We start from the raw sequence: 18,192 nt of genomic DNA, 5'->3' as shown, positions 1-18,192 counted from the left end.
CGATAAAAAATGCGCTTTTTCTTTGGTTAACTTTTGGACGTGTGACTGCGGGCCTGCAGTTGTTCGGCGGAGAACAATCAGTCGCGTCCAGTGCGAATGCGTTCGGCTGGCTGACGCCTGCGCATAAAGGCCACCAGCAACCCGCCTCCCAGCAGTACGGAGGCGGCTGTGCCGATCATCAGGCCCATGTGTTGAGAGCCTTGCATCGCCTCCATGCCGCGCGCGGTGATGAACCCCGGCGCCAACATGATCGGCAGCCAGGCCACCGCCGACAAGACATTCGCCAACTGAAAACGCACGTGCTTCATCTTCATCAGGCCCGCCACCGTCGGAATGGTCGAACGGATCGGCCCTAAAAAGCGTCCGACGAATACTGACGCAAAACCATATCGGAAGAAGAACAAACGCGCACGCGCGACGGCCGTGCGTTGTTGCCTGAACGGCCAGCGGCGAAGCATGTCCCGGCCCAGCCAGCGGCCCAATCCATACGACAGCGTATCGCCGATGATCGCCCCGGCAATACCCCAGACCAACACATTCCAGGGCGACAGCGTACCGGCGCCAATCAGGCCGCCTGTGAGCAACATCAATGCGGTCGCGGGAATGACCAGCCCGACGACGATCAGCGATTCGCCGAGGGTCAACAGAAAAACAATCGGCCCGGCCCAGTCCTGGTTGGCCTGAATGAACTGGCCGAGTTGGTCGATATAAGCGTCCATGCGAAGATAGTGAGCGATAGATGGCAAACATCTTAACGCAAGGGGTAGGCGTTAAGTAAGGGTTTTCCCGATTGTTTAGCCGGTTTGTAACTCAATCCCTTCCTACCCTGCTGGGCTAGGGCGGGGCGGGCCTACAGTTGGTAACTGCGGATAGAACCTTGTTTCAGATTTCGGCAATACACTCCGCGCACATCATCAACTTTGTGTTTGGATATGAAAATTCTCTGTAGTCTGGCCCTGATGGCCTCTTTGCTTACCGGTTGCGCGGTGTATACGCCGGATGGTGCCATCATCGTTGACCCGCATGGCGGCGGCGGTGGTGGTGGCGGATTCTGCCCTCCGGGGCAGGCAAAGAAGGGGAACTGCTAGTTCCCGAGAATGGGGCGTCCTGTCATTGGGCGCACCTTGTTTTTATTGGTGCACCCAGCCGGAATCGAACCGGCATGCCTTGCGGCGAGGGATTTTAAGTCCCTTGCGTCTACCAATTTCGCCATGGGTGCAACTCATTGGCGGAAGCGGTGGGATTCGAACCCACGGAGGGCGCAAACCCTCGCCGGTTTTCAAGACCGGTGCCTTCAACCGCTCGGCCACGCTTCCGTCCTGTGCTGCGGATGATACCGCAGCTCGGTCGTCCAATCCGCGGACAGTGATGTCACACAAACGGTTTGGATCTCCCGTAAAGGGCGCAATAATAATCTATTTAACCGAAGAGGCGTGCGATGCGAGCAATAGAAATCTCTCAACCCGGTGGTCCCGAGGTATTGGTTCCGACGGAACGGCCCGTGCCAGAGCCCGGCGTGGGCGAGGTGCTGATTAAAGTTGCCGCAGCTGGCATCAATCGTCCTGACGTGTTTCAGCGCAAGGGTAACTACGCCCCGCCTCCCGGTGCGTCGGATCTGCCGGGCCTGGAAGTCGCGGGTGAAATCGTGGGCGGCGATGTGGCCGCGGGTGGATTTGCGATCGGCGACAAGGTCTGCGCGCTGATTGCGGGCGGTGGCTATGCCGAGTACTGCGTTGCGCCCGCCGTGCAGTGTCTGCCCATTCCCAAGGGGCTGTCCGAAATCGAAGCCGCTGGTTTGCCCGAGACCTATTTCACCGTCTGGAGCAACGTGTTTGATCGTGGCGCCCTGCAGGACGGCGAGTCGTTGCTGGTGCATGGCGGCGCGAGTGGTATAGGGACGACGGCGATTCAGTTGGCGCGTGCCATGGGCAACCCGGTCTACGCCACCGTGGGCAGCGACGAGCGCGCCCGTGCGGTCGAGACGTTGGGTGCGGCCAAAGGCATCAACTACAAAACGCAAGACTTTGTCGAGGTCGTGCGTGAGGCGACGGGCGGCGCCGGCGTCAATGTGATCCTGGATATGGTCGCAGGCGACTACATCAATCGTGACATGAAATGTCTGGCCGACGATGGTCGTATCGTGGTCATCGCGTTGTTGGGCGGAGCGCGTTCCGAGGTGGACGGCAATCAGATCCTGCGCCGTCGCCTGACCCTGACCGGGTCCACGCTGCGTCCCCGTCCGGTGGCCTTTAAGGGGGAAATTGCCAAGGCCCTGCGTGCGCGCGTATGGCCGTTGCTGGAGCAGGGCAGTATCAAGCCGATCGTGCACGCTACATTGCCGCTGGAACAGGCCGCGGCGGCGCACGCCATGATGGAAGCCGGCGAAAATATCGGCAAAATTATCCTTACGGTGTAACGCCTGCTTTCACAGAACGGCGTAATCTCCGGTAAACAGGATACAATCTTGGGTTTGACCCGGATTTTGGTCCGGGCCTCCCAACTTCTCCGTTTTGCGCCATGACCTCTGTTGAAAACCGCGCCCGTCTCGTGCTGGGCAACTGGAAGATGCACGGCAACCTGACCGAGAACGCCGCGCTGTTGGCGGCGTTGCGTGCAGCCGATTCGGCTTCGCATTGCGAAATCGGTGTTTGCGTGCCGTTCCCGTATCTGGCCCAGGCAGCTTCCGCCCTGGACGGCAGCACCGTCTCTTGGGGCGCGCAAGACATCAGTGCGCACACCAAGGGCGCCTTCACGGGCGAGGTATCCGGCGCCATGCTGAAAGACTTCGGCTGCCGTCTGACGCTGGTTGGCCACTCCGAGCGCCGCACGTTGCACGGTGAAACCGATCAGCTTGTCGCTGACAAGGCCCGTGCCGCCCTCGACTCGGGTTTGACACCCGTGGTGTGCGTGGGCGAGTCGCTGGCCGATCGCGAGAACGGCAATACGTTGGGTGTGATCGAACGCCAACTTGAGCCCGTTCTGGCGTTGGGCGTCGAGGCGTTGTCGCGTATGGTGCTGGCTTATGAGCCCGTCTGGGCCATTGGCACCGGCCTTACTGCCACACCCGAGCAAGCCCAGGAGGTTCACGGCGCAATTCGCGTCGCCTTGCGTGGCTTGGGGGCAGGCCAAGTACGCGTGCTCTACGGTGGCAGCGTCAAGGCCGCCAACGCAGCCACTTTATTTGCTATGCCGGACATCGATGGCGCGCTTGTAGGTGGCGCATCCTTGGTGGCCGAAGAATTCCTGCGCATTGCCGCAGCCTAAGTTTTCGGAGTCTCTCTTAATGTCTTCTTTGCCACTTACCATTTTGCTGGTCGTACAGGTAGTGTCCGCCCTGGGGATCATCGCGCTGGTCCTGCTCCAGCAGGGCAAGGGCGCCGACATGGGTTCGGCGTTCGGTAGCGGTTCGTCCGGCAGCCTGTTCGGTGCTACCGGGGCCGCCAACTTTCTTTCGCGCACGACCAAGTGGGCGGCTGTGGTGTTCTTTGCCTCGACCTTGGGCCTGGCATACCTCAGCCACCAGGGCACGTCGAACTCTGGCGCCATGGACTCCGGGGTAATGCAGAGTGTCCCGGCTGACCGTTCGGTGCCTCAAGTCCCGGGCTCGAGCAGCGGTTCGTCCTCCGTGCCGCCATCGACGTCGGCCCCGACTCCAGCCCAGCCTGATGCCTCCGTGCCTCAAGCGCCCGCTACACCTTCGGCCCCGGCTCAGCCCGAGTCCACGCCGCCGGCCGATGTGCCCGCTGCACCGACCGCACCGACCGCACCGACCGAGCAACCTGCTGCTGAACAGCCTGCTACTGAGAAGCCTGCTGCCGAGAAGCCTGCCACTGAGCAACCTGCTGCTGAGAAGCCCGCCGCTGAGCCTGCTCAACCCGAGCAACCCAAACCCGCTCAATAGCGAGTGGTAGATTGATGCCTCAGTCGGTTGGCTGAGGCATCAAATTCGTGCTAGAATGCCCGACTTTCCTGGGGAGCTTATAGCGCTTTCCGGAATGTGAAGCCGACGTGGTGGAATTGGTAGACACGCTATCTTGAGGGGGTAGTGGCGAAAGCTGTGCGAGTTCGAGTCTCGCCGTCGGCACCAAGGATTAATATCAGGTAGTACACAGAAGTCTACGGAACCCGCGATTCTCCTGAGTGAGCGCGGGTTTTTTGTTGTCTATGCGTCTACGTCGTATCGCTGAAGGCGGCCATCGGTCAAGGTGGGGACTTTCCAGAAAACGTCCGATACTAATGCGGCACTCTCGGCCGCTCCTACTCTTTTCGTCAAGGCACCGGGCCCGTCGATGATACGCAATGGATCTGTTTCAAAAATCCACTGCATTTGCATGAGTGAGTGAGCAGTTGCCCATTCCAAGGCAACGGGATCTGATATGCCTTTCCCTGCTGTGTCGAACTGACAGGAGATAGAGAATTGCTGCGCGCTATAGGCGATATTGCCGGCGGATTCGGCTAGAGATCCGAAATTTTGGCGAGCATTCCGACAAGTGCGTAGGTGGGCACAGATAGAATTGGACCTTAGCTATACGTTGCCGATCCCTTCCCTAGCGATTAGCTAGGGAAGGGTGGTCGAAGAACGACCGCTAGGGGCAAAAGAAAACCGTCCTAAGGCGGTGGCGTTGTGCCGAGTGATTGGCTTGGCCGGCTATAGCAGCACTGCCCTAGAGCGGGCGGTGGCATAGAATGAGGTCTCAGAATAGTTCGAGGATGCCCGCATGATTTCTGGAAACCTTCCCCGCTTTGTTGCCGTCGCAATTCTGATTGTCGGCCTGGCAGGATGCGCGCATAAGAACGAAGCAGGCCAGACGGAGGGGAGTGTGGTGGAGATGTACGGCACGGTCGATGTTGGCGTTGGAAGCACATCAACACGATAGGCAATAGAAAACCGCCCGAAGGCGGTTGTGGAAGGGATGGCAACCGCTGCCCACTGTGGTACAAACACTGCTGTATGGAAGGTACCCATGAATTTGATCGGCCAAGGCCTCTACACCCCGAACCAAGCAGCTGCAATCACGAAATCATCGGTTCGTGAGGTAAGCCGCTGGCTGTTTGGTTATAAGAATAAAGGCAAGGCACTTCCTCCTCTATGGCGGTCCCAGTATGCAGATACGGGTGAAAAAGTTCTGGGATTCCGGGACTTGATGGAGCTACGAATCGTCAAGGCATTTTCCGACAGCGGGCTGCCGACTCGCGTTATCAGGGCTGCTATCGAAAGCTCGCGAGTTCTATTCAAGACCCCATATCCTTTCACTACGAACCGATTTTTAACAGATGGGAAGTCGATATTCTATGAGGCAGTAAGTTCTGATGGAGAACTCACTGACCTGGTCAAGCGGCAATTGGTGTTCGAGCACATAATCCGTCCAAACCTTTATGCCGGCATCCTTTTTGACGCCGATGGCGCGGCGCTGCGGTGGCATCCGGTAAAGAACAGCCGGGTGATCGTGTTAGACCCTGAGATTGCGTTTGGTCGCCCCGTCTTGTCAAGGCATGGCATACCCACTGATGTGATTGCTCAGGCTATGCATGTCGAGGGCGACAACAAAACCGTAGCTGCCGAGTTCGACATCACTCCCGCTGAAGTTAATGCGGCAGTGAAGTACGAAAGCCAGCTCTTGGCCGCTTGAAGTTCTTCTTCGATAACAACCTTTCCCCGTACCTTGCTGCGGGAATCCGCGAGCTCAGCAAGGGCTCGCGCGGTATTGCTTCCGAGATCATACATCTCAAAGAGAAGTTCCCTCCTGCGACGCCGGATCATGAGTGGATCCAGCCGCTCGGACGGGAAGGAGGATGGGCGGTGATCTCGCAGGACGGTCTACGCAAAAATGATTTGGAGCGTGAGGCGCTGAGGAAGTCAGGCCTAATGGTTTTCGTGCTGAGCAAGCAATGGTCAGACCACAAATACTGGGACAAGGCCCAGAACCTTGTGCGCTGGTGGCCGTCGATAGAGGATTACGTAATACGGATCCAGGGCGGCGCAGCAGTGAGGGTACCATGGCGAATGAACGGCAAGTTCGAACAAATTCGACTTTAAGCATCCTCATTCATCAGCTTCTCGGTGGGGTGGGTTGGGGAGCACTCAATAATGGCAATGCACAGTCCCGGCTTTTTTGTCCATGTGGCAGCACTTCCCCGGCGGAGAGTCTTTCCTGCACCCACCGCCGTGGGAATAGGCTTGTCTATGAAATTCGAGTCTCGCGGTCGCACCAAGGATGAATTAATCCAAGGATGTCTTGGATAGGATAAAAAGCCCGTACGAATTACTTTCTGACGGGCTTTTTGTTGTTCGGAACAAGTAGGAGTGGCTTCTATTCAATCTGCCGTGTCTTCCCTATGCGTCAGTCTACCTTGGCGCCAGAATCATGCACGGCGGTTGCCCATTTTTCGATTTCGGCCGTGACAAAAGGGTGGAATTGGTCCGGTCCCTGCGCAGTGACTTCCATTCCCTGGGCTGCTAACGCGTCCTGCGCATCCTTGTTCTTCAATGCTGCGAGTGTGTCGGCTGCGATTTTCGCGACTACTGGCGGAGGTGTCTCGGCCGGCGCGAACAAACCGTACCAGAGGTCCGCCTGGAAGCCCGGATAGCCTTGCTCCGCCATTGTGGGAATCTTGGGCAGGAAGGGCGATCGTTGTAGACTCGTCACCGCCAGGGCCTGCAGCTTACCTGACTGCAAGAGTGGCATTGCGGCGGCGATTGGCACGAACATCGCCTGCACCTGGCCGCCCATCAAATCTACGACGGCTGGACCGGTACCGCGATAGGGCACGTGCGTCCATGATATGTGCGCTGCCTTCTTGAATATTTCTCCTGCCAGGTGTGCTGTGCTACCGCTGCCAAACGATGCATAGTTCAGTTTGCCTGGCTCAGCCTGAGCCAGCTGCACCAGGTCGGCTACGCTGTGTATGTTCAGATTGGGACTCACTGCCAGTACGTGTGGGCCCGTGCTGATGTAAGCCACGGGAATGAAATCCTTGACAAGGTCGAAGGACAGGTGTTTATACAGACTGGGGTTTACCGCATGGGTGGCTGTATTGCCCAGGATTAGCGTGTAGCCGTCAGGTTTCGCGTGGGCGACGTATCCCGATCCGACATTGCCGCCGGCGCCACCCTTGTTCTCGACAATAACTGATTGCTTCCATTTCGCGGTGAGCGTCGTGGAAATCACGCGTGCAACGATATCTGAACCGCCTCCGGGCGGGAAAGGCACAATCATTCGCACTGGCTCGGAAGGAAAATTATGGGCAGGCGTGTGCGCTGCATGAGATGCCGCACACATGACGGTCGCACTTGCTAACGCGATGGCGAATTTTTTCATGATGTCTCCTCGTTGATGGGATCGATGTTGGGGGCAATGTTCGTGTTATGGTGGATCGCGATCAGGACATGCCGAGCATGGCCCGCGCCTCTTGCGGAGTGGCTAGTTCACGGCCCATCGCGGCCGCCAGGCGCGCGAAGAATCGAATGACTTCACCGTTGGTGGGTGTGCCCATTTCTGGATATACGTAGTCGCCTAGCCCGACAGCCATATGGCCACCCTCTTCGATGGCTGCTGCTGCTGGTGCGATCAGGTTTCCGATCTTGTTGCACACGGTCCACTCAATGCGACGGCCAGGTGGAAGAAAGTCGACGTGAGCGCGCAGGCCGCGCACAGTGCCCGGATGACCGCCGCGTATGCCGGAATCGGTCATTTCGAAAAGAAGGTAAGCGGGCTCGTCGGCGATGCCCATGTCCATGAAAGCATCCAGCGTGCGCGTGAATGGTACTGTCCATGAAATAAACGCTGGCTTGACTCCAAGTTCGCGTAGCCGCGTCGCGAACACTTGCAGCGTGCCCGTCGAATTCAGATAGGTGCGATCTGTGGTCTCGTAGAACTTGTGCTCGTCGTCATAGCGGTCAATATTGGTGCTGCCTAGATCGACGGGCGCGAAGTCCGGTTTCAAGGCAGGATCTAGGCACAGCCGCTCGATGTGTGCGAGTCTGGTGGTCTCTCCCGCCAGCGTGATTTGCCCCAGGGTAGGATGCACGAGGATGTCACTGCCGGCACGGATGAGCCGGATTGTCTCGGCGTAAGTCTCATAGTCATGGGCAGGTGAACCGTCACTGCGTCGCACATGGAAATGCACGATGGCAGCGCCAGCCTCGCGCGCCTGGGTGGCTGCGTCCGCTATTTCTGCAGGGGTCCAGGGGACGTGCGGATTGCTGTCTCGCATCATGTATTCGTTGATGCGGGCTTCCAATATCAGTTTGCTTCTAGTCATGGCCGCTCCATGACTGCAGTGCTAATACCAATAGGGGCATCGAAAATGTCCTTTTGAAGATGTAGGGATGACGGACCGGCACGCTGGCCGGAAACTCGTACAAGAAGTCTAGACAAGCTTGTGTGTCCTTCCTGTGCTGTGTCGGCCATTCACCGTCTAGAATTGGACAACATGGAATTCGTCATCATGCCTCCGCTGAACGTCGCGAAAGGCGCTCGCACTATCTCCGTCGTCGTCAGGACTCTGCCGGCGCGCGCATTGGTGCCTCGTCATGCCCACGATCACGCCCGCCTGATCTATGCTGTACAAGGTGTAATGTCGGTCTCTACCGCACAGGGGAGCTGGGTTGTGCCACCAGAGCGCGCGATCTGGGTGCCGCCTCATACTGACCATGAGATCCGCTCGTATGGTGCCGAGGTCATGATGCGCAGTCTGGATCTGGCTCCGCGCGGTTTCCCGCGTCTGCAGAAGTCGAGCTGTTGCGTCGTGGGGGTGTCGCGACTGATGCGCGAGCTGGTCCTGCGGCATGCGGAACTGGCGGGCCAGCCGCCTTCGCTCGCGCTGCGCCTGATCCGCGAATTGATGGCGCTGGAATTGCGTCAACTACCTGTGTCGGCGCTGCACCTGCCCATGCCCCGCGATGCTCGCCTGCGGGAGGTGTGCGAACGTATCGTGCGCAATCCGGGGGACCGATTGACTCTGGATGACTGGGGGCGGCGAGTAGGCGCGAGCTCGCGTACCCTGGCCAGACACTTCGTTGCCGAGACGGGAATGAATTTCCAGCGCTGGCGCCAGCAAGCCAGGTTGATGGAGGCTCTGACGAGGCTGGCATCGGGGCAAAGCGTCACTGCGGTGGCGATGGACTTGGGCTATGACAGTCCCAGCGCCTTTACTGCTATGTTTCGGCGCACCCTTGGTTGTCCACCACGCAGCTATTTCGTCAACTGAGTGTTCGCCGTCGCATGTCGTTTGATGAAAGCGCTTGGCCTCACAGCACCTTACAGCGCACTCCCCAATGCCTGCATCGTTGTGCGTACTTCCTGGCCCGGGATGTCGCGCAAGCGTCGGCCGGTATCGATCGACAACACGGCTGCGACGGCGGCTGCCTGACCGTACTCGAAGCATTGGGCGGTAACCCGCGCCGAGGCGAGTGCTTCGTGTTCGGCGCTCAGGCAGCGGCCGGCGACAATCAGATTCTCGCCTTGTTCAGGGACCAGGGCCAGATAGGGCACCTCGTAGTAGTCATCCAGCAACCAGTGCAGCTTGGGTTTTTCACCCGCATGTAGCTCGATCGGCCACGGTACTCTGCAGATGCCGTCATCGCGCTTGCGGCAGGACAGCACGTCGTCGTTGGTCAGCGTCTCGACACCCACGATGCTGCGGGTCTGGCGCACACCGACCTGCGTGCCGGTATCCACCACGTAGCTGGCTTCGCAGCCGGGGATGTTGTGCGCGAGGAAGGCCGCATACTCACGCACCTGGCGGCGTCCGGCGATCTCGGCTTCGGTGAAGTCTTCTGGATCGATGACGTTAAGCATATGGCCGTCACGGGCCGTCAGTCGGGTCGCGTTGACCAGCAATTCGCTGGGTCGGGTGGTTGGGAATATCCAGATTTTCTTGCGAGGCAAATCGTAGTGCCTGTCGGCATCGGCCTGCTGAATCGCCTCGCTGACCTTGGGCGGGTTGATGGTGTCCTCGCCCCAGTAGGCCAGAAATCGCGGCATGTCGATCTGGCCGAGCCTGAAGAACATAGTCGGATTCTGGATCTTTCCGTGATCGCCGAAGACATACCCGTAGCCGGCGCGCGCGATGACGGCAGCATCGCCCGAAGCGTCGATGATGCGCTTGGCTAGGATGACGGAACGTCCTGCGGCCGATTCGACGATCACGCCGGTGCACGCGTCGTTTTCCACGATGACGCCGGTCACGCTGGTATGGAAGAGTGTTTTGGCTCCCGCATTCTCGACGAGTTGATCCGCCGTCTCACTCCACATGAGTGGATCGTGCGTAACCGTCCAAGTCTTGCCGTAGCGCTGCGGTGTCGTGACACCATTGCGGCGGGCCAGCTCGGTTCGAAAGCGTTCGGTGAATCCTTGCACGACTTGGCGGGGTTCTGTGTGGACATCGCTTGCCAGATACATGCCGCAGATCGTCCCCGACATGCCGGCCACGGCCGCGCCGCCAAAAAAACCGTAGCGTTCTATCACCATGGTCCGCTTGCCGTGTTCGGCCGCCGTCGTCGCCGCAGCTACGCCGGCGGCGCCACCGCCCACCACCAGCACATCGACCTCCGCCAGAACGGGCAGGTCGGGTACGGCGTCGTAGCGGCTTTCGAGATGCCAGGCCGGGAAATCAGTGTTGTTGCTGTTCATGGTGTCTCCTTGATTGGCGCGAGCCGCCGTTGACGGCGGTCGCCCCTACGTCAATCGATGTCTTTGTGCACGGTTTCAGGCCCCAGTGCGAGCGCAATCATGGACAGGATACCCATGGCGCCCATGTACACGACGATGGGCCACCAATGCTGATAATAGGTGTAGAGCGCCGTCGCGATAAAGGGTGCCAGACCGCCCGCCAGCAGCGACCCGAGTTCTCGCGAGAAGGCGAAGCCTGCGAGACGGAACTCGGTGTCGAAGAGCTCCGCGTACCAGGCCGCCTGCGGCGAGAGCATCGCGGGGTAGGCGATACCCAGGCCGACCACGAAGCCCAGAACCACGGCCCAGAAGGCCTGCACGTCTAGCAGCATGAAAAAGGGCGCCAGCCATAGTACCGAGAGAATGATGCCGCCCAAGTAGACTTTCTTGCGACCGATGCGATCGGACAGTGCGCCGTAGAACGGAATCGTCACCAATTGGATGGCCGATGCAATGATCACAGCCCACAATGCCATCGATTTTTCCATCTTGAGCGTTGTCACCATGTACGACACGCAAAATACCGGGTAGAGGTAGGCAAAGCCGTTCTCGCCCATACGCGAGCCGATGACGATGAAGAAGCTGCGCGGATGATGCTTGATGGCCGAGAACAGACCGATCTTCTTTGTCTGTAGCGACTGCTGGGCTTTCTCGAAGGCCGGCGGCTCCTCGATGTTGCGCCGGATAAGGTAGCCGACTAGTACGCAGACAGCGCCGAGCAGAAAGGGAATGCGCCATCCCCAGGCCATGAACTGCTCTTCGCTCAGCACGCTCAGGAAGAAGAAGAACACCGCGTTGGCCAGCAGCGTGGCGGCGGCAAAGCCTAGCGGCGCCCAGGCACCAGCCGCGCCACGCTTGCCTTTTTGTGCGTGCTCGACCGACAACACTACGGCCCCTGCGTATTCGCCACCCGCGCCAAAACCCTGGATCAAACGCATTAGCACCAGCAATGCCGGCGCCCATAAACCGATGCTGTCATAGCCCGGCAGCAGGCCGATGGCGGTGGTTGCGCCACCCATCAGGAATAGCGTCAGTACCAGTACCGTCTTTCTGCCGACCTTGTCGCCCAGATAGCCGAGAAAGAGCCCGCCCAGGGGACGGGCGAGAAATCCCACCGCATAGGTGGCAAAAGCGGCCAGGGTGCCGACCAGCGGGTCACTGTTCGGAAAGAAAACCTTGTTCAGTACGATGGCCGCCGCGGTGCCATAGATGATGAAGTCATACCATTCCAGAACGGTGCCGATAAATGCTGCGAGACCCGCTTTCCTGGATTTCTGTGCCTCTGTTTGCGTAGACATGATGGGTTGTCTCAGTGTGTCGTTGTTATGGTTTGGCCGGCGCGGATGCCCAGGCAAGGGCACCCGCACGGGTCAAGAGATGTGCGCATGCACCTTGCGTTTGCCCAGCACCGCGCCCTGCTCGATGGGCTGCACCAGTTGGGCATACTGCAGGAGATAAGTACTGCTGCCGCCGCCCAGTTCGAGTTCGCGGGGACGCCATTCACCCAGGCGGCGGGCGATCTCATCCTGTGGGACATCCATGTCGATCTTGCGGTTGACGAAGTCGATATGGATAGTCTCGCCCTGCCTGACCACGGCAAGCGGGCCGCCGGCTGCTGATTCCGGCATCAACTGGCCGACAATGATGCCCCGGTTCAAGCCGGACAATTCACCGTCAGTGACGACAGCCACGTGCTCGGCGATACCGGCGCCATTGAGGGCTGCCACAAAGCTGCAGGCGAACACCGTGCCTGGTCCGCCGCTGGGGCCCATATTGCGCAGTACGATCACGTCGCCCTTATTGATTTGGCCTTGACCCAGGGCTGCAATGGCTTCGTCCTCGCCTTCGTAGATATTGGCGGGACCGGAAAACTCAGCGCGTTCGCCCGGCACGGCGGACAACTTCACAATGGCGCCGTTGGGCGCCAGGTTGCCGCGCAGAATGCCGACGCCAGGCCGCTGGCTGACCGGGTCGGCCAGAGACCGGATGATCTTGTCGTCTTTAACGCGTGCATCGCGAATGTTCTCGCCCACGGTCTGACGTGTGACGGTCAGTGCGTCCAGATGCAGATGCTCGCGCAACTGACTCATGACGGCTGGCGTGCCGCCGGCCGCTTCCAGGTCTTCGGTGCGGAAGGGGCCGTTGGGACGCACGGCCGTCAGCAGCTTGATGGACTTGCCATAGTCCTCATACAGCTTCACTACGTCCAGCGGTAGCTCGGCTTCGGTGGCGATGGCGGCAATGTGACGTACCGTGTTGACTGAGCCTCCGACGGCCAGCACCATCATGACGGCATTGCGGATCGCTTCTTCGGTAATGATCTTGCGCGCCGAGATTCCGTGGCGCGTCAATTCGACGATCTGGCGGCCGGCGGCTTGTGCGTATTCGTTCAGGCGGCGGCCATTGGCCCAGATGGGTGAGTTGCCGGGCAAGGTCATGCCCATGGCCTCTGCCACGATATGCATGGAGTTCGCAGTGCCCAGGCCGGCGCAGACGCCGGGTGACTGGATCGCCACATCCGTCATATCGGTGAGATCCTTGAGTGTGATCGTGCGGGTCGCCAACGCACCGATTTGCTCGTAGACATCGTCGATGTCGAAGAACTGATCCTCGAACTTCTCGTTGGAGCACTTGCCACCGATCTGATAGCCACAGGTCAAGAGCAGGGAAGGGACGTCCAGGCGCGCCGCCGCCATCAGATGGGCAGGTGTGGTCTTGTCGCAAGAAGACAGGCAGATCATGCCGTCCAGAACCGCGCCTTCCATCATGCATTCCACCTCGTTGACCATCAGGTCGCGGGTTGGCATGAGATAGCGCGCTTTTTTACCGGCGCTGGTGACGAAATCGCTGGGCGCAACGGTGCGCACTTCGAAGGCCAGGCCACCGGCATCGCGGATAGCTTGTTGGACCAGAGCGCTGATGGCATCCAGATGGATATAACAGCACGAGAGCTTGTTTGAAGTATTGATGATGGCGATCTTGGGTTTTTCCATGTCCTCTTCACGGATGCCCATGCTGCGCCACTGGCTGCGCCGGACCGCCCAACGGGTAGATCCGGGTTCAAAATTGCTTCTGTACATCGCTGTTGTCTCCTGGTTTTGCTGTCCGCGCGCAATTCACTGCCCACGGGTAAGTTGACTAAGTGGAATGCTATCTGATCAATAGTGGTCTGACAACTATCCAATTTAACCATATTTACCCTAATTGACCGGCGATAAGAGGCAAGGTATAGAAAGTGGACGGACCATTTTGCCGAAGAATGGTAAAGTTCCGAGTCCCCTATTTCGGATCTTCGGCATCGAGCCCACATGAGCAAGCCCCGTTTTTCAATGCTTCCCATCAAGCGCACAGACATCTTCCAGGAGGTCTGCCAGCAGCTCGAGAATCTGCTTAACAGCGGCCAATTCCAGGTCGGCGACAAGCTGCCCTCCGAACGAGAGCTGTCCGAGAGTTTTTCCGTGAGCCGTTCTTCGATCCGCCAGGCGCTCAAGGTGCTTGAAGCTGCTGGACGTATCGAGACTCGTGTGGGCAGCGGTACCTACTTCGTCGAGAAGCGGGCCGTCGCCACCAGTGGCGATGACTTGAATGCGCTGCTGGGGCAGGGTGTAAACACGGAATTCATGCAGCAACTGATCGCAGCGCGCACAGCAGTCGAACGCGCGGTTTTCGAGGCCTATTCCGTCAAGGCCAACAAAGGCAGCATTCGGGCCCTGAAAGAACTGATTGACGAAAATGCCCAGGACCAAACGGCGAAAGACGAGTTTGAGGAGAACGCCGGCCTGGATCTGAGCTTCGAGGCCAAGGTCGCCGAGTTGGCAGGCAATCCCATCCTTTCTGCCATGCAGCGGCAGATCCATCAGCTATGGACGCAGGCCTGGAGGGTCTACGGTTTTGTACCGGAAAGCCGCGAAACGCTGCACCAGGAGCACTGCGCGATCATCGAGGCGTTGGCATCGAAGAACACGCCACGTGTCATCGATCTGGTGGTCCAGCACGTGGACAAGGAAGTCCAGTAGCGCTTGCCCAAATAAACTCCGTATTCAGCAGTACCCAAAATCGAGCCCGCGATCCTCTATCGAGACGCGGGTTTTTGTTGTTAGTATGGGCTGAGATTTATCGCCGCTAGTCGCGCGTTGCTTGTCGGGCAGCAGGTATCGTGGCCATTACCTGCGTTGCAGCGATAGCAGTTGCAAAGGCCAAACCTCGTAAATCCTCTATAGGAGGTAGCAAATGAGCAGCGAATTCATCAAGACCAAGGATGGCGCCGAGATTTTCTACAAGGACTGGGGCCCCAAGGAGGCTCAACCAATCGTGTTTCATCACGGTTGGCCTCTTTCATCGGATGACTGGGATACCCAGATGTTGTTCTTCCTGGCGAACGGCTACCGTGTCGTTGCGCACGACCGGCGCGGCCATGGCCGTTCCTCGCAGATCGCCACCGGCCATGACATGGATCACTATGCCGCCGATGCCTCGGCAGTGGCCGAATTTCTCGATTTGAAGAACGCTGTCCACATTGGCCATTCCACCGGTGGTGGCCAGGTGGCCCGTTATGTCGCGCAGTATGGCCAACCGCAGGGGCGTGTCGCCAAGGCCGTGCTGGTCAGCGCGGTTCCCCCTCTGATGGTAAAGACGGAAAATAATCCGGAGGGGACACCGATCTCGGTTTTCGACGGCTTTCGTTCTGCGCTCGCGGCCAATCGTGCTGAATTCTTCAGCGCGGTTGCCTCGGGCCCGTTTTATGGCTTTAACCGGCCGGACGCCAAGGTCTCGCAAGCGGTCATCGACAATTGGTGGCGCCAGGGAATGATGGGCAGTGCGCTTGCCCATTACGAAGGGATCAAGGCTTTTTCTGAAACAGATCAGACTGAGGACCTCAAGGCCATCACCGTTCCGACCCTGATCATGCAAGGCGACGACGATCAGGTCGTACCTTATGCCAACGCCGCATTGAAACAGATCGAGCTGGTGCAAAATGGGACGCTGAAGATCTACAAGGGCTATTCGCACGGCATGCTGACCGTCAACGCCGATACCATCAACCCCGACCTACTGGCCTTTGTGCGGGCGTAGATGTCGCATAGGGATTGGGGCGCTTTCCTTTGGAAGCTCGGCAATGACCTGCTGCAACATAGCAATAAACTGCAGTGCCGCTGCTGACAAAGAGCGCCGTTTTTTCACCAGGATTCCGATTTCCCGCGTAGCGCTAGGTGAATGCAACGCCACGCTTCCTAGTCGTGTCGTATCCATTAGCCTCAGCGCCAGTTCTGGTACGGCGGCCACCCCAATTCCCTCTGCCACCATGGCGCCGACGACTGAGATGTTGTCGGCCACGTAGTGCGCATCGGGCAGTCGACCTGAAGCTGCCAGTATTCGATCCGTAACGTGTCGAATGCTACTGGCCGGCCCGCTTGCGATGAAGGGCCGCGTGGCGAATACGCTCCAATCTACTTTCCGCTTTTTCGCCAGCGGATCATCGGCTGGGCAAATCAATACAAAGTTTTCTTGTAGCAGAGCGGTGAACCCCACATCAGCCGGCTGATCTGCTATTTCGATCGAAATACCGAGATCCGCTTTACCCTCGGCCACCGCCTGAGTGACTTGGCGTGCAGAAGCGGCCTGGATGACCAAGCGCACTTGAGGGTGTGATTGCTGGAGTGCCCGGGCCGCGGTGGGCAGGACGGCGGCCGCCACGGATGGCAGCGCCCAAATGTTCACATTACCGCGCCGACCGGCAATGAATTCGGACAGATCGCTGAGCGAATCTCGAAACTCTGAGAGCATGCGCTGCGCGATAGGCGTCAACTCGGCACCGGCATCGGTCAGTGCCACGCTATGTTTGTCGCGATCGAAGAGCTTGGCGTTTAGCTTTTGCTCGGCTGCCAGAACCCGCCTGCTAAGTGCCGGTTGCGATATGTGAGCCCGTTCGGCCGCCATGCGAAAGTTAAGCGTTTCGGCGACGAGCAGCACGGCCTCCAGTTCGTAGATCGTCAATGTTAGTCGCGTGCTCATGATGGTGATGCAAAAAAGTGATTACCGAGATTTAAATATATCATTTTGAGTATTACTGGACGACATTCATACTCCGAATTGGATTCCCATTTGGGCGAGGTGGTCGACGCGTCGTCGATGGGACACACGAGCACATGGCGGACAAGTATGAATAACGAGGGTATGCGACTGCGTGTCGGCGTGGGGGCAGGAATGGCTGATGATCGTATCGGCCCGGCGTTGCAGTTGCTGGAGCACGCTGAACTGGATTACCTGGTTTGCGAATGCCTGGCAGAACGCACGATTGCGCGAGAGGCTCTTACACGCCGGCATGATAGTGCCCGAGGCTACAACCCAATGCTAGATGAGCGTATGCGGGCCTTTCTGCCATTGTGTCAACAAAATGGGGTGCGCTTGGTGTCCAACATGGGCGCCGCGAATCCGATTGGTGCCGCGCAGGCTGCTCTGAACATCGGCCGGGAATTAGGATGGCAAGCGCTTCAATGCGCTGCTGTAGTCGGTGACGACGTGATCGACCGCGTGCGCTTGCATCCTGAGTTATTGTTGATGGATCGTGGCTTGCCTTTGGAAGAAGTCTTGCCTCGTCTGGCTTCGGCCAACGCTTACTTGGGTGCCGATGTCGTCCGCGATGCGCTGGCCACGGGTGCGCATGTCGTGATGACGGGGCGCGTAGCAGATCCATCCTTGTTTTTGGGCGTGGCGCTACACCATCACGGGTGGGCCTATGACGATCTGCCGCGCCTTGCCGCCGGCACGATAATGGGGCACTTGCTGGAGTGCTCTGCCCAGGTCACGGGTGGCTATTTTGCCGATCCCGGCAAGAAAGATGTACCGCGTCTGGCGGAATTACCTTATCCCTATGCGGACCTTTACGGTGATGGCGGGCTGATCATTGGCAAGCCGGAAGGCTCAGGCGGCAGGTTGGATCGCATGACGTGCTCTGAGCAGGCCATGTACGAAATTCATGATCCCAGCGCCTATATCACCCCTGATTGTGTCCTGTCGCTGCAGGGCCTGCATTTTGAAGAGCTGACGCCAGACCGCGTGGCGGTACGCGGTATCAGCGCTCGTTCACGCACCGATAGCTACAAGGTGGTGGTCGGGTACCTGGATGGCTGGATCGGCACAGGCGAGGTTGCCTATGCTGGCATCAACGCTGTCGCTCGTGCCCAGTTGGCAGCCGAGACAGTGAAAGAGCGCTTTCGCTTAGATGGCGGCCAGGCCAGCGAGTTTCAGGTCGACTTGATAGGCATCAGCAGCCTGCACGGGGAACACTCGGCCGCCATGGTGAGCGATCCCTACGAGGTGCGCTTGCGCGTCGCTGCGCGATGCGCAGACAAGAAAAGCGCTCATTTGCTGGGCGACCATGTCCGACAGTTGAATATGCAAGGACCTTATGGTGCGGGCGGACCCGTCAACGTAGGCACCAAGGAGATCATCGCCGTGGACGCAGTACTCATTCCCCGCGACTGGGTCCACCCCGAAGTGATGACGGTAGGAGCATAGC

Annotated in this window: 16 protein-coding genes, 3 tRNA genes and 1 pseudogene; 11 read left to right on the top strand and 9 right to left on the bottom strand. The window is 58.8% G+C overall.

Features of this window, described 5'->3' with window-relative positions; all coding sequences use genetic code 11:
• Positions 1 to 77 precede the first annotated feature (77 nt).
• Positions 78 to 719, bottom strand: a complete 642-nt coding sequence (locus tag ACYVDM_RS04095; protein WP_415788963.1) for a DedA family protein — start codon at positions 717 to 719, stop codon at positions 78 to 80.
• A 213-nt stretch (positions 720 to 932) separates the two neighbouring features.
• Here ACYVDM_RS04095 and ACYVDM_RS04090 point away from each other — a divergent pair, with 213 nt between their 5' ends.
• Positions 933 to 1,088: a hypothetical protein gene (locus ACYVDM_RS04090; protein ID WP_415788961.1), complete on the top strand. Its 156-nt coding sequence runs from the start codon at positions 933 to 935 to the stop codon at positions 1,086 to 1,088.
• Positions 1,089 to 1,134: 46 nt separating this feature from the next.
• On the opposite strand, the gene ACYVDM_RS04085 is transcribed toward ACYVDM_RS04090, so the two are convergent.
• Both ACYVDM_RS04085 and ACYVDM_RS04080 read right to left on the bottom strand, forming a co-directional pair.
• Positions 1,135 to 1,219, bottom strand: a tRNA-Leu gene (locus ACYVDM_RS04085).
• 7 nt (positions 1,220 to 1,226) lie between these two features.
• A tRNA-Ser gene (locus ACYVDM_RS04080) sits at positions 1,227 to 1,316 on the bottom strand.
• 122 nt (positions 1,317 to 1,438) lie between these two features.
• On the opposite strand from ACYVDM_RS04080, the gene ACYVDM_RS04075 reads away from it, so the two are divergent.
• From ACYVDM_RS04075 to ACYVDM_RS04050, 6 genes and pseudogenes are all read left to right on the top strand, one after another.
• A complete protein-coding gene (locus tag ACYVDM_RS04075; protein ID WP_415788959.1) occupies positions 1,439 to 2,416 on the top strand; it encodes an NAD(P)H-quinone oxidoreductase in 978 nt (325 codons plus the stop codon).
• Between the two features lie 101 nt (positions 2,417 to 2,517).
• A complete protein-coding gene (gene tpiA / locus ACYVDM_RS04070) occupies positions 2,518 to 3,264 on the top strand; it encodes a triose-phosphate isomerase (protein ID WP_415788957.1) in 747 nt (248 codons plus the stop codon).
• Positions 3,265 to 3,283: 19 nt separating this feature from the next.
• A pseudogene (gene secG / locus ACYVDM_RS04065) lies at positions 3,284 to 3,736 on the top strand (preprotein translocase subunit SecG); the annotation flags it as partial.
• A gap of 266 nt (positions 3,737 to 4,002) precedes the next feature.
• Positions 4,003 to 4,087, top strand: a tRNA-Leu gene (locus ACYVDM_RS04060).
• An 877-nt stretch (positions 4,088 to 4,964) separates the two neighbouring features.
• Positions 4,965 to 5,630: a DUF433 domain-containing protein gene (locus ACYVDM_RS04055; RefSeq protein WP_415788955.1), complete on the top strand. Its 666-nt coding sequence runs from the start codon at positions 4,965 to 4,967 to the stop codon at positions 5,628 to 5,630.
• A complete protein-coding gene (locus tag ACYVDM_RS04050) occupies positions 5,627 to 6,037 on the top strand; it encodes a PIN-like domain-containing protein (protein ID WP_415788953.1) in 411 nt (136 codons plus the stop codon). Before ACYVDM_RS04055 ends, ACYVDM_RS04050 begins: the two co-directional genes overlap by 4 nt.
• A gap of 304 nt (positions 6,038 to 6,341) precedes the next feature.
• On the opposite strand, the gene ACYVDM_RS04045 is transcribed toward ACYVDM_RS04050, so the two are convergent.
• Positions 6,342 to 7,319, bottom strand: coding sequence for a Bug family tripartite tricarboxylate transporter substrate binding protein (locus tag ACYVDM_RS04045; protein WP_415788951.1), 978 nt, complete (start codon positions 7,317 to 7,319; stop codon positions 6,342 to 6,344).
• 61 nt (positions 7,320 to 7,380) lie between these two features.
• Positions 7,381 to 8,262: a beta-keto acid cleavage family enzyme gene (locus ACYVDM_RS04040; protein ID WP_415788949.1), complete on the bottom strand. Its 882-nt coding sequence runs from the start codon at positions 8,260 to 8,262 to the stop codon at positions 7,381 to 7,383.
• Between the two features lie 186 nt (positions 8,263 to 8,448).
• On the opposite strand from ACYVDM_RS04040, the gene ACYVDM_RS04035 reads away from it, so the two are divergent.
• A complete protein-coding gene (locus tag ACYVDM_RS04035; protein WP_460475317.1) occupies positions 8,449 to 9,210 on the top strand; it encodes an AraC family transcriptional regulator in 762 nt (253 codons plus the stop codon).
• Between the two features lie 50 nt (positions 9,211 to 9,260).
• On the opposite strand, the gene ACYVDM_RS04030 is transcribed toward ACYVDM_RS04035, so the two are convergent.
• From ACYVDM_RS04030 to ilvD, 3 genes are all read right to left on the bottom strand, one after another.
• A complete protein-coding gene (locus tag ACYVDM_RS04030) occupies positions 9,261 to 10,634 on the bottom strand; it encodes an FAD-dependent oxidoreductase (protein WP_415788945.1) in 1,374 nt (457 codons plus the stop codon).
• Positions 10,635 to 10,684: 50 nt separating this feature from the next.
• On the bottom strand, positions 10,685 to 11,971 hold the full coding sequence (locus ACYVDM_RS04025; protein ID WP_415788943.1) for an MFS transporter: 1,287 nt from the start codon (positions 11,969 to 11,971) through the stop codon (positions 10,685 to 10,687).
• Positions 11,972 to 12,043: 72 nt separating this feature from the next.
• Complete coding sequence (gene ilvD / locus ACYVDM_RS04020; RefSeq protein WP_460475316.1) at positions 12,044 to 13,753, bottom strand: dihydroxy-acid dehydratase; 1,710 nt, start codon at positions 13,751 to 13,753, stop codon at positions 12,044 to 12,046.
• Between the two features lie 228 nt (positions 13,754 to 13,981).
• On the opposite strand from ilvD, the gene ACYVDM_RS04015 reads away from it, so the two are divergent.
• Both ACYVDM_RS04015 and ACYVDM_RS04010 read left to right on the top strand, forming a co-directional pair.
• A complete protein-coding gene (locus ACYVDM_RS04015; RefSeq protein WP_415788941.1) occupies positions 13,982 to 14,689 on the top strand; it encodes a FadR/GntR family transcriptional regulator in 708 nt (235 codons plus the stop codon).
• Between the two features lie 214 nt (positions 14,690 to 14,903).
• Positions 14,904 to 15,746: an alpha/beta fold hydrolase gene (locus ACYVDM_RS04010; protein WP_415788939.1), complete on the top strand. Its 843-nt coding sequence runs from the start codon at positions 14,904 to 14,906 to the stop codon at positions 15,744 to 15,746.
• On the opposite strand, the gene ACYVDM_RS04005 is transcribed toward ACYVDM_RS04010, so the two are convergent.
• Positions 15,723 to 16,685: a LysR family transcriptional regulator gene (locus tag ACYVDM_RS04005; RefSeq protein ID WP_415788937.1), complete on the bottom strand. Its 963-nt coding sequence runs from the start codon at positions 16,683 to 16,685 to the stop codon at positions 15,723 to 15,725. The genes ACYVDM_RS04010 and ACYVDM_RS04005 overlap by 24 nt on opposite strands.
• Before the next feature lie 147 nt (positions 16,686 to 16,832).
• Between ACYVDM_RS04005 and ACYVDM_RS04000 the strand changes: the two genes are divergently transcribed.
• Positions 16,833 to 18,191, top strand: coding sequence for an acyclic terpene utilization AtuA family protein (locus tag ACYVDM_RS04000; protein ID WP_415788935.1), 1,359 nt, complete (start codon positions 16,833 to 16,835; stop codon positions 18,189 to 18,191).
• The last annotated feature ends 1 nt before the right edge of the window (position 18,192 follow it).

This window comes from Bordetella tumulicola, from assembly GCF_054779135.1.
The sequence above is the reverse complement of the archived record's forward strand: the minus strand, read 5'-3'. Positions and strand labels throughout refer to the sequence as shown.

Excerpts from the sequence above, each read along its gene's own strand:
- ACYVDM_RS04095 (WP_415788963.1), bottom strand. The coding sequence starts at position 719 with ATGGACGCTTATATCGACCAACTCGGCCAGTTCATTCAGGCCAACCAG.
- ACYVDM_RS04090 (WP_415788961.1), top strand. The coding sequence starts at position 933 with ATGAAAATTCTCTGTAGTCTGGCCCTGATGGCCTCTTTGCTTACCGGT.
- ACYVDM_RS04075 (WP_415788959.1), top strand. The coding sequence starts at position 1,439 with ATGCGAGCAATAGAAATCTCTCAACCCGGTGGTCCCGAGGTATTGGTT.
- tpiA (WP_415788957.1), top strand. The coding sequence starts at position 2,518 with ATGACCTCTGTTGAAAACCGCGCCCGTCTCGTGCTGGGCAACTGGAAG.
- ACYVDM_RS04055 (WP_415788955.1), top strand. The coding sequence starts at position 4,965 with ATGAATTTGATCGGCCAAGGCCTCTACACCCCGAACCAAGCAGCTGCA.
- ACYVDM_RS04045 (WP_415788951.1), bottom strand. The coding sequence starts at position 7,319 with ATGAAAAAATTCGCCATCGCGTTAGCAAGTGCGACCGTCATGTGTGCG.
- ACYVDM_RS04040 (WP_415788949.1), bottom strand. The coding sequence starts at position 8,262 with ATGACTAGAAGCAAACTGATATTGGAAGCCCGCATCAACGAATACATG.
- ACYVDM_RS04035 (WP_460475317.1), top strand. The coding sequence starts at position 8,449 with ATGCCTCCGCTGAACGTCGCGAAAGGCGCTCGCACTATCTCCGTCGTC.
- ACYVDM_RS04030 (WP_415788945.1), bottom strand. The coding sequence starts at position 10,634 with ATGAACAGCAACAACACTGATTTCCCGGCCTGGCATCTCGAAAGCCGC.
- ACYVDM_RS04025 (WP_415788943.1), bottom strand. The coding sequence starts at position 11,971 with ATGTCTACGCAAACAGAGGCACAGAAATCCAGGAAAGCGGGTCTCGCA.
- ilvD (WP_460475316.1), bottom strand. The coding sequence starts at position 13,753 with ATGTACAGAAGCAATTTTGAACCCGGATCTACCCGTTGGGCGGTCCGG.
- ACYVDM_RS04015 (WP_415788941.1), top strand. The coding sequence starts at position 13,982 with ATGAGCAAGCCCCGTTTTTCAATGCTTCCCATCAAGCGCACAGACATC.
- ACYVDM_RS04010 (WP_415788939.1), top strand. The coding sequence starts at position 14,904 with ATGAGCAGCGAATTCATCAAGACCAAGGATGGCGCCGAGATTTTCTAC.
- ACYVDM_RS04005 (WP_415788937.1), bottom strand. The coding sequence starts at position 16,685 with ATGAGCACGCGACTAACATTGACGATCTACGAACTGGAGGCCGTGCTG.
- ACYVDM_RS04000 (WP_415788935.1), top strand. The coding sequence starts at position 16,833 with ATGAATAACGAGGGTATGCGACTGCGTGTCGGCGTGGGGGCAGGAATG.